At 57.2% G+C, this 9,220-nt stretch carries 11 protein-coding genes and 2 pseudogenes; 1 reads left to right on the top strand and 12 read right to left on the bottom strand.

Annotated features, from left to right (window positions below; translation table 11 throughout):
* The 5 genes from JCM13995_RS00820 to JCM13995_RS16545 all read right to left on the bottom strand — a co-directional run.
* Positions 1-223 (bottom strand): SLOG cluster 4 domain-containing protein (locus tag JCM13995_RS00820; RefSeq protein ID WP_500778511.1); only part of this gene is annotated, 223 nt, incomplete at its 3' end.
* A gap of 66 nt (positions 224-289) precedes the next feature.
* Positions 290-1,957, bottom strand: a complete 1,668-nt coding sequence (locus tag JCM13995_RS00815) for an MMPL family transporter (protein WP_156314265.1) — start codon at positions 1,955-1,957, stop codon at positions 290-292.
* 5 nt (positions 1,958-1,962) lie between these two features.
* On the bottom strand, positions 1,963-2,553 hold the full coding sequence (locus JCM13995_RS00810) for a hypothetical protein (protein ID WP_054661517.1): 591 nt from the start codon (positions 2,551-2,553) through the stop codon (positions 1,963-1,965).
* Positions 2,550-3,140, bottom strand: a complete 591-nt coding sequence (locus tag JCM13995_RS16550) for an MMPL family transporter (protein WP_054661514.1) — start codon at positions 3,138-3,140, stop codon at positions 2,550-2,552. Before JCM13995_RS16550 ends, JCM13995_RS00810 begins: the two co-directional genes overlap by 4 nt.
* Positions 3,137-3,619, bottom strand: a complete 483-nt coding sequence (locus JCM13995_RS16545; RefSeq protein ID WP_054661511.1) for an MMPL family transporter — start codon at positions 3,617-3,619, stop codon at positions 3,137-3,139. Before JCM13995_RS16545 ends, JCM13995_RS16550 begins: the two co-directional genes overlap by 4 nt.
* Before the next feature lie 162 nt (positions 3,620-3,781).
* On the opposite strand from JCM13995_RS16545, the gene JCM13995_RS00795 reads away from it, so the two are divergent.
* Positions 3,782-4,369, top strand: a complete 588-nt coding sequence (locus tag JCM13995_RS00795; RefSeq protein ID WP_054661508.1) for a TetR/AcrR family transcriptional regulator — start codon at positions 3,782-3,784, stop codon at positions 4,367-4,369.
* 44 nt (positions 4,370-4,413) lie between these two features.
* Here the strand turns inward: JCM13995_RS00795 and JCM13995_RS00790 are convergent.
* From JCM13995_RS00790 to JCM13995_RS00765, 7 genes and pseudogenes are all read right to left on the bottom strand, one after another.
* Positions 4,414-5,123, bottom strand: a pseudogene (locus JCM13995_RS00790) (HAD hydrolase family protein).
* Between the two features lie 112 nt (positions 5,124-5,235).
* Positions 5,236-6,045 (bottom strand): HAD-IIB family hydrolase, encoded by an 810-nt coding sequence (locus JCM13995_RS00785; RefSeq protein ID WP_054661502.1) that lies wholly within the window; start codon positions 6,043-6,045, stop codon positions 5,236-5,238.
* Entirely contained in the window at positions 6,045-7,049 is a 1,005-nt protein-coding gene (locus tag JCM13995_RS00780) for a glycosyltransferase family 2 protein (RefSeq protein ID WP_054661499.1), read from the bottom strand. Before JCM13995_RS00780 ends, JCM13995_RS00785 begins: the two co-directional genes overlap by 1 nt.
* Before the next feature lie 87 nt (positions 7,050-7,136).
* Positions 7,137-7,931: a DNA repair protein RecO gene (gene recO, locus JCM13995_RS00775; protein ID WP_054661496.1), complete on the bottom strand. Its 795-nt coding sequence runs from the start codon at positions 7,929-7,931 to the stop codon at positions 7,137-7,139.
* Positions 7,931-8,560, bottom strand: a complete 630-nt coding sequence (era, locus tag JCM13995_RS00770) for a GTPase Era (protein ID WP_369385572.1) — start codon at positions 8,558-8,560, stop codon at positions 7,931-7,933. The genes recO and era overlap by 1 nt, the downstream gene beginning before the upstream one ends.
* The gene (locus tag JCM13995_RS17410; RefSeq protein WP_369385571.1) at positions 8,494-8,754 is read right to left on the bottom strand and encodes a GTPase; all 261 of its coding nucleotides are present in this window, start codon (positions 8,752-8,754) and stop codon (positions 8,494-8,496) included. Before JCM13995_RS17410 ends, era begins: the two co-directional genes overlap by 67 nt.
* Positions 8,755-8,826: 72 nt before the next feature.
* Positions 8,827-9,215: pseudogene (locus JCM13995_RS00765) on the bottom strand (cytidine deaminase).
* Between the last annotated feature and the right edge of the window lie 5 nt (positions 9,216-9,220).

The following is a 9,220-nucleotide window of genomic DNA, read 5'->3' as shown; positions in this document are numbered from 1 at the left end:
CCAGACCGGCCCCTCGCGCGTAGAGATTCGCCGGCATCACCCCATGAACAACACCGCCGGCAGCCAATACTGATTCCGCCAGTGTTCGCATCAGGCCAACGCCGCCACCGCCGTAGACCAGCTCAAATTGGTTTGCGACCAGCCACGCCCCCAAGTCTCGCGCCGCTTGCTCGTACACGGGTTGCCCGGAATAGGCCCCACAATAAATCGCCATTTTCTTCATGCGTGCACCTCCGCAGTCAGAATACCACAAAACCCGCAGCAGTGAATGCTGCGGGTTTTAGCGTGGCTAATTTTCGTCTTGATCAGGCGCTTTGTGCTCGCGCTCAATGTGCCATTCATTCAAGCTGACCAGCGCCGAGAGCGTGATTGGCAAGAGAATGACCAGCAGGATCAGGCCGATGATCACGCCAAGTGCGACCTGGATCAGCGTGGTGACACCGCTTGGCATCAGCGCCGCAAAGGTCCCACCCAGGATAATAGCCGCGGACAGCACGACCGCACCGATTGTCGTGGCGGCCTTAAGCATCCGAATGCGAATGTCGGGCTCACTGCGGCCGTCGCGAAAGCGGACCATCAGGAAAATGCTGTAGTCCACCCCAAGCGCCATCAGCATGATGAACGTGAAGAACGGGGTGTTCCAGCTCAGCAGCGGCCGCCCCAAAACAACATTGGAGAGCAGCCGGGTGATGCCCATCGAGGTCACGTAGGCGGTGACGAGCGTCCCGAGAATCGTGATTGGTTGCAGTACGGATTCAGTGACAAAAATCAACGCGATGAAGATCCCAATCACCATGATCGAGGCGGTACGCAGAAAATCCCCATTAGCTAAACTACGCAGGTCATGGTTTTGAGCCGTTTGCCCGCCAATGGCCACCGTGGTGCCGGCCAGGCTGCTGTGCTTGACCTTTGCAGCCAGATCCCGCTGCAGGACCCCGAACTGCTTATCCGTTTGATCCGAGTTTGGATCGCCCTTGAGCACAATGGTCATTGTGGTGATCTTGTTGTTGTCGAACATGTACGCATCCAGCGCCGGCTTGAAGGCTTTGGAATGAATCGTTGCCTTGGGCAGGTAGAACTGATTGCCCATGTAGGACCCTTGCAGCTCGGTGAGGTACTGGTCCATTGAATTTGAACCTTTTTCCAGCGCCGTCAACCCATCAGTGGCAGAACCAAGCCCGTCTTCGAGCTTAGTCAGCTGCCCGCTCATTTGCTGGAGCTTAGTGTTCAGTTCCTGGACGCCGGCATTGACTTGCTGAGAACCACTCGTCAACGCCCCGGCGCCGCTGTTTAATGTCCCGCTATTGGCCGCTAGTTTTGCCGTACCGCTAGCCAAGCTGTTCGCGCCAGTCGCGGCTTGACTAGTCCCTGCGGCCAGCGTCCCGATGGCTGAGACCGCCTGGTGCGTGCCCAAGTCCAGCGCGCTTAAGTTGGCGGCCAGACGGGCAGTACCTTGGTCAAGCGTCTTTGTGCCAGCGCTCAACTGGGCAGCCCCGCCAGCCAGCTGGGCGGCGCCAGCATTGAGCTTCGGGATATTTTCCCCTGCGGCGCCCATGCCGGTTTGCAACGCCTGCGCGCCGCTAGTGATTTGGCCTAAGCCAGTGGTCAGCCCGGTCACGGCACTTTGCGCGCCCTTGGCATAAACCGGTCCGAGCCCAGGCTGACTGTTCAGGTAACTGACGAGCAGCCGGGCCGTGGCTTGGTAACTGGCCAGCTGACTTTGCAGTTTGGCCATTTCCGGCGCCATTGCGGTCTGGCTTGCCTGCAGCGTCTGAATGCTGCGATTGAGCTGATCGGTGCCACCGCTGACTTGACTCGCGTAGTCACTCAGCTTTGCGGTATTGGCACTGACTTGATCCGTGCCGCTCTTCAAAGCCTGCGCGCCTTGGGTCAACTGATCGGCGCCACTAGCCAGCTGGCTGGCGCTGGAATTTAGTTTCTGGGTCCCATTGTTCACGGCACTCACACCACTGCTGAGCTTTGCGCCCCCGAGTTTGCAGCGGCGACGCCAGCCGTGTAAGTGGCCAGTCCCGACTGCATTTCCTGCATCTTGCTTTGCAGCTGATTGGTGCCATCAGCTAGTGTTTGCACCTGGCTCATACTGCCGCTCACGTTGGCCGCCTTCATCTGGGTGTTGGCGCCGTTCAGGCCGGACTTGATCGCGGCCAGCCCCTTTTCAGAGGTTTTCAGGCCTTTCGTGATCGTATTCAGCTGCGAGCGCAGGTACATCTGATTCAGCTTGCTGCCACCAGGCTCGGTGACTGAGGCCACGGTTTTAACGCCGGGCTCTTTTTGCAGGTACTGCGTCAGTTCATCGACTGCCGCTAACTTGCTAGGCGTATCCAGCGGCGTCTTGCTTTGAATGTAAACCGTCGCCGGCTCTGTCATCCCCTTCGAGAAATGGTCCTCGATCACCAAGTAGCCCTGCTTGGATTGATAGGTGCTTGGCACTTCTTCAGCGTTATTGAAGCTTTCTTTGGCGTTCATCATGGCGGCAGTGAAAGGCACCGCTAGGACGGCGACCGCAGCAAGCCACAGTGCAGGCTTACTCATGGAAGCCCGGGACAACCCATACACAGTTTGCTTGAGCTCTCAGCGCCGGTGATCTTGCTCGGCCAGAACATCTTGGCCCCTAAGGTCGCCATAAAGAACATGTTGAGTGTCAGCAGCACCGGCAGCAGGACCAGCACGCCAATAGCGACGGCGGAAGCACTTTGATAGAAGGAGAACTTCGCAAGCCACAGCACCGAAAACCCGATCAGCACGGACACGCCGGAGTACAGGACGGTCCGGCCGCCGTGCCTGCGCGTTTCTCGCGTGGCTTCAAGCGCCGACTTGCCCTTAGCCAGCTGCCCTTTGAAGTAATCGTAGAGCAAAATGTTGTAGTCCGTCCCGATCCCGAAAAGCACAATGACCATGAAAACCTGGGTGAAGTTGGAAATCGGGAAGTTCACGTATTTCGCCAGATTCATGACCACGCTCAGGCTGGTGATAAACGCGACCCCGACGTTGACCAAGGACAGCACCGGCACGATCGGTGAGCGGAACACAATGATCAGAACAATGAAAATGAAAATGATGGCGATGATTTCCGTCTTCTGAATGCCCTTTTCGGTGACGTTGGTAAAGTCATCGTTCAAGGCATCGGCCCTGTGACGTAGGTTTTGACCCCACCTACCTTGAGCTGAGCGCGAAGCTTCGCCACCTGCGTCTTGACTAGCGGACCGTCCTTCACGGTGATCTGGGCCAGCTGCGTCGTGTGGTCTTTGGCAATCAGCTGCTTGCGCGTTTCCGCGTTGTCGTTTGGACGCATGACATCTTTGACACGCAGCCCGGATTCACTTTTTAGGCTGTGCAGCGTGCGATCAATGCGCTTGGTTTGCGCCTTGGTCAGCGCCTGTTTTCCATTGGAGAACACCGCCGTGTACGTCCGCACGGGCTTGCCGTTGGCTTTCTTTTGAATGCGCGTCGCGACTTGACTCTGGACGTCGCTGGGCAGCTTAACTGCCCCGTTGTCCCGGACCAACGCGTTCACGTCGGGCATAAACACAACGGCCAAAATGACGACAATGAGCCACGTGACAGCAGCCATGCCGTGACGTTCAAAAAATTTCTTCATGTAAACCCCTCACTCACCTGTATACGATTAGACACTTGTCAAACATTCAAGGCTATGATAAAGTACAGGCGAAAGTCATACAAGAGACAATGATTGGGCAAATGTCTCTATCTGGACAGTTTATGAAAAATGTCCAGAAAAGTCCCCGAGGAGTTAATGAAAATGAAGTACGATCCGAGCCGGAAACTCACGCGTGGTGCGAAGCGCACGCTGTATGCGTTTTCGGAAACCATGTTTAATTTGCTGGGTGAAAAACCCTTCGACAAGATCAGTGTCAACGAGCTTTGCCAGCAGGCCGATTACCCACGTGCCACTTTCTACAATTACTTTGACGACAAATACGACCTGCTGACCTATTGTTGGTATCGACTGCGCCAGGAAGTGAAACTTGACTCGCTCTCAGAGGCCAGGAGCTCCGAGACGTTCCTGCAGGCCTTTGCTCAAATTTACAACGTCTTTGACGCCCACCGCGAGTTGCTGGTCAAGGTCGTCGCCCACAACCCGCTGGACTCGCCGTTGGTATTCAATTTTACCAACTATTTCACCGGCGTCTTTTCTGATCTGATGGCCGCAAGCGACCAGCCCAAGCACTTGAAAACACCTGTCGAGCTGGTCGCTCAACATTACAGCGCCACCGTATTGTTGATCCTCGAATGGATTTTTCTTGCCGGGCACAAGGTGACGCTTGAAACCGCCGAAACCTACGCGCAGGAACTGCTGGCCCCGACCACGCTCAAGGCGCTGGCGTAAAAAAACCGTTCTTTGTGATTAGTGTCTCTCACAAGGAACGGTTTTTATTGTGCGATTTTATCGGGTAAACGCCCCGCCAGGACACGGTCGATGGCCTCAAGGACCCCGCGCTCTTCGTTTGTTTTCGTGTGATACTTGCCGTACTGCCACATGTTCGGCGTGGCGTTATCAACGAGGACTGGATACCCTACCGTCTGCATCATCTCAATGTCATTGTTGGTATCGCCCAGCGCCATCATCGACTCGGGTGCAATGTGCAGGACTGCGCCCAGTTGCTTCAGACCATTACCCTTGTTCGTGGTTTTGGGCATGACATCGATAAAGGTCGGGCCGCCGACTGTCAGCGCAAGCTCAGCCCCAAATCGCGGGACGTAAACCGGCTTTATCGCGTCATAGGCCCCGCCTTTAGGAAAATACAGTGACAACTTCGCTAGCGGTGCGTCAAGCCTGGCCAAATCCGGGGCAATTCTAAACCGCGTGATGAAATGGCTGAGTTCCGGCTGGTACTGCCGCTCGCTTTGGTCGAGGTATGTCGCGTCCAGCCCGTTGCCAAGCGCAATCACATTGGGCTGGGTCCGGACAAAATTCACGATGTCTGCCACCTGCGCGGGCGTAGGTAAGTGGCCCCGACCACTTGCCCGGCGTGCTTGAGCACCCCGCCGTTTTCCGCCAAAAAGCTCATTTGGTCGTGAACTGGCGCAAACAAGTCCTCAAGTGTGTATACGCCGCGCCCGCTGGCGGCGACAAACTCGATCCCGGCTTTGTGCAGCGCGAGATGCGGTCAAAAATGCCTGCTGGCAAGCTGCTATCTGCAAGCAGCAGCGTCCGGTCCAAATCACTTGCGATTAACTTTACTGAAGTCATGTTCAAATTCCTTTCCAAGTTGACGTGCCTCGACCTGCGATGAGTCGTTTCAGCACTTGATCAACGCCACCTAACCGATTGGGCGGTGCGACCAAGCTCGTCACCGCAGCAAGTGCAGCATCCCCATCGGCCATGCGCATCCCCACCCCGGCGGCCTGCAGCATGGCCGCGTCGTTTTGCGCATCGCCGAACGCCAGTACATTCGCCAGTGGGACATTCAGGGCCTGCGCCAGTTCTGTAAGTGCTTGGCCTTTGTTGACACCGGCCGCAGTGATGCCCAGCGCATCGGCCTCGCCGGCAGTCACTTGCAGGCGAGACCCGAATCGGGTCTTCACCGTCGCCTGAACCTGCAAAAGCCGCGCTGGCGCGACCAGCAGGGTGATCTTTGCCACATCCCCGACCTGCCTGAAGGCTGACACCTCGGTCACCCGCGTGAAAAATCGGCGCAACTGGCGGGTCTGGTCCGCATGACCTTCCAGCAGCTCCGTCCCGTTCAGCCGGCACAGTACTGGAATTGCGCCTAGTTGCTCAGCGGTCGTGATCACCGCATGCACCACGGCTGCAGGAAGCAGGCGCGCCTGCACGATTCGGCGGTGGCTGGCGGTGATGGCGCCGTTGTGCGCAATCAGCCACTTGGCCTGCGGAAACATCGCCGAAAGTGTTGGCAGATCACGGCCACTGACCGGGACAAAAATAATGTTCAATGCCGCCAGTCGATCAATCAACGCCGCGGTCCCGGCAGTCAGCTCCCCGGTTGGAGTCAGCAGGGTGTGATCCAGGTCGCTGGCAACCAGTTTGATCTCCGCTGCCATCAGTTGAAGTGGTAAATCTGCTGCAACAGGCGGTAAAAATCAACGCTCGTGTGCCGGCCCAGCCAGCCGGGCAGGTTCACGCCGATTCCGACCACGCTGGTGCGCGCCTGGCGGTAGAATCGTGGTGCCGTCATCCGCATGTACCGCCACAGGTTGCCCTTTTTCTCCCGAGCTTCCCGAGTCCCCTGCCGCAGCAACAGAATCGAGGAGATACCAGTCACGATTTCCGTGTAGCGTGCCATGTACCGGTATAAGTGCGGATCGAGGTGACGCTCACCAGCAAGCACCTTGATCATGCGCCGATTGACCGCCAGTTGCTGATCGATGCGCTTGATCATCACGGACTCATGAACGGATTGGTCCGGCCGGCCAATGTAGTAGTGATATAAATCAACATCCAGGTAGTACAACCGCCGCGTGCTCGGCAGCGGTTCCAGCGCAAACAAGTTGTCCACATAAAACGTGTGCGTGGGCAGGTGCAGCGGCAAGTCGCGCAGCACCGCCGTCCGGTAGATCAGCGCGTGCATCAGCAGGTACTGACCGACGGGTAAGCGTACTTGCGGCCAGCCGAAAACGCGCTGCTGCGGCAGGCCATGGCGGTAGCGCGTCACCTTTTTATGGCGAACGCCCACTTTATCGTAGATGTAATTGCTGATGAACAGGTCGACCGGGACGTCAAAGCTGGTCAACTTGGCAAGCACTTGGTGAAAGGCGCCTTCGTCCAGCCAGTCATCCGAGTCCACCACCTTGAGATACCTGCCAGTCGCCACTTTCAGGCCGGCATTGATGGCCCCACCATGGCCGGCGTTTGCCTGGTGCAAGGCAACGACCTGGCGCGGATAGCGGCGGGCGTAATCGTCAATGACACGAGGCGTGGCGTCGGTCGACCCGTCGTCAACCAAAATAATTTCCACCGCCGCCCCGCCGGGCAGCAGTGAATCCACGCAGCGATCCATATAATCGGCGGCGTTGTAACAAGGAACAATAATGCTGAGTGTCTTCAACTGCCAAACCCACTTTCCAACTCAAGTAAACGCTTGTTCAATCATAATATAATTTGCGACTGGTCGCACGCGTAAAAAAGGCCCAGCTTACTCAGCTGAGTCCGAAGGCTTAAGGGGCGGCAATTTATCTTGCCAATTCTGCATCTGATCTAAGAACCGTTTGGCTTTTGGCACCGTCCCGACCATATCCTGATAGATCCGATCCAGCACCCGGCGCAGCTCCCGTTTGGTCGCGGGGCTGACGGTGATCGAGTGCAGCTGGTGTAAATTGATCGCGGAGAACCGCCGAAGCAGGTATAGCGCCTTGGGCTGCACGTGGAACCGGTAGTCATCAAGCGCCCAGTGGTCCTGACACAGCAAGCCCCCGTATTTTTCGGAGAAGTCAAGCGGCAGGTCCGTTCGCCCGTCTAGGACACAGGCCCGCCAATTTGGGGCCACACCGAAGGCCCCCAGCAGCTGGACCTCGGCGATGTTCGCCACGATCGCCGGGTCAAACCCGGCATCAATCAGGTTCAGACTCGTGGTGGCAAAATCATACCACCCGCCCAGCGCCTCACCATCGGGAAACGCCAGGTCGATCAAGCCGAGAACGTAAGTCGCATAGGCATTGAGTGAAATGTCTGCGGCGATCCGCTGAAACTGCGTGGCTTGCTTGACGGCGCTGAGGTACGACAGCCCCTTTTCGTTGATTGTGCCAACATACTCGCCCTGCGTGAAGGGGAGAATCCCGGCCGCCAATGGAAAACCGGGTTTTCTGGCGCGGTGCAGCAAAAACATCCGCTTGCCGAACTGATCCGTCGCGAATTTGACCAGCATGTCCGACTCGCGGTAACTCTGCCGCGACAGCACCAGGCCGGCGAAGGTCACATCGCGGCGAGCCATCAGTGCAGATCCTTGATGTTGTAGCCAAGGCTGCGCAGGTACTGGTTGTTGTCCCGCCAGTTCTTCTGCACGCGGACCCACAGCTTCAAGTTGACCGACTCACCCAGCAGCGCCTCGATGTCACGCCGTGAGCGAATGCCGATCTGCTTCAGCATGGCGCCGCCGCGACCAATGATGATGCCTTTTTGCGAATCGCGCTCCACGATGATGTAGGCCTCGATCTGCAGCTTGCCGTTGATACGGTCCTTCATGCGCTCAACTTCAACGGCGACGGAGTGCGGCACCTCGTCGCGCGTCAACTCGAGGATCTTCTCGCGGATCAGCTCGCCGACCACAAAGTACTCGGGGTGGTCGCTCAGCTGGTCTGCCGGGTAGTACTGCGGCCCTTCAGGCAGCGCCTTAGTCAGCTCTGCCAGCAGTTCATCCACATTATTGCCCATTGTCGCGGAAATCGGAAAGACGCCGGTGAAGTCACGCGCGGTTTGGTACTGCTTGATGCGCGGCAGCAAATCATCGGGGTGAACCAGGTCGATTTTGTTGATCACAAGGTAGACAGGCGTCTTCACCGGCTTGAGCTGGTTGATGATGTACTGATCCCCGGGCCCCATTTTCTCGTCGGCAGCCACCATGAACAAAACGGCATCGACCTGGTTGAGCGTCGACAGTGCGCCGTGTCCATGTAGTCATCAAGCTGGTTCTTCGGCTTGTGGATCCCCGGTGTGTCGACAAACACGATCTGCACGTCATCCGTGGTGTAGATCCCGTTGATTTTGTTGCGGGTGGTCTGTGCCTTGGGCGACATAATGGCGATTTTTTTCGCCAAGGATGCGGTTCATGAACGTGGATTTGCCGACGTTGGGCCGACCAATAATGGCAACAAAACCTGAATGATGAGTCATTTCTGCATATCTCCTTTAGTAAACGCCCCTGGCAGCAGTGCCGCCACGGTGGTGTCAGTCTGCGCGCCGGTCAGGTTAGTCAAAGTCACCGGCGCTCCGGGGCAAAAAACTCAGCCATCACTTGCCGACACGCCCCGCACGGCGAAATGGGCCCGGTCGTGTCACCGATGATCGCAATCGCGTCCAAGCGTAAGTGGCCCGCCGACACCGCCTTGAAAATGGCCGTCCGCTCGGCACACATCGCTAACCCGTAACTGGCATTTTCGATGTTGCAACCGGTGAAAATCACGTCACCGGCGCGCACGGCCGCGCCAACTTTGAAGTGAGAATACGGCACGTACGCCTTCTCGCGCGCCTGCTTTGCCGCCTCGATCAATTCGTTCATCGCTT

It is taken from the genome of Lacticaseibacillus camelliae DSM 22697 = JCM 13995 (genome assembly GCF_001311195.1).
Taxonomy (GTDB): domain Bacteria; phylum Bacillota; class Bacilli; order Lactobacillales; family Lactobacillaceae; genus Lacticaseibacillus; species Lacticaseibacillus camelliae.
Note: the sequence above shows the minus strand (reverse complement) of the source record. Positions and strands in the feature narration are given on the sequence as shown.

What these genes read in the sequence shown, in the direction of transcription:
- JCM13995_RS00810 (WP_054661517.1), bottom strand. Translation starts at nt 2,553, where the DNA reads ATGAGTAAGCCTGCACTGTGGCTTGCTGCGGTCGCCGTCCTAGCGGTG.
- JCM13995_RS16545 (WP_054661511.1), bottom strand. Translation starts at nt 3,619, where the DNA reads ATGAAGAAATTTTTTGAACGTCACGGCATGGCTGCTGTCACGTGGCTC.
- JCM13995_RS00795 (WP_054661508.1), top strand. Translation starts at nt 3,782, where the DNA reads ATGAAGTACGATCCGAGCCGGAAACTCACGCGTGGTGCGAAGCGCACG.
- JCM13995_RS00785 (WP_054661502.1), bottom strand. Translation starts at nt 6,045, where the DNA reads ATGGCAGCGGAGATCAAACTGGTTGCCAGCGACCTGGATCACACCCTG.
- recO (WP_054661496.1), bottom strand. Translation starts at nt 7,931, where the DNA reads ATGGCTCGCCGCGATGTGACCTTCGCCGGCCTGGTGCTGTCGCGGCAG.
- era (WP_369385572.1), bottom strand. Translation starts at nt 8,560, where the DNA reads ATGGTGGCTGCCGACGAGAAAATGGGGCCCGGGGATCAGTACATCATC.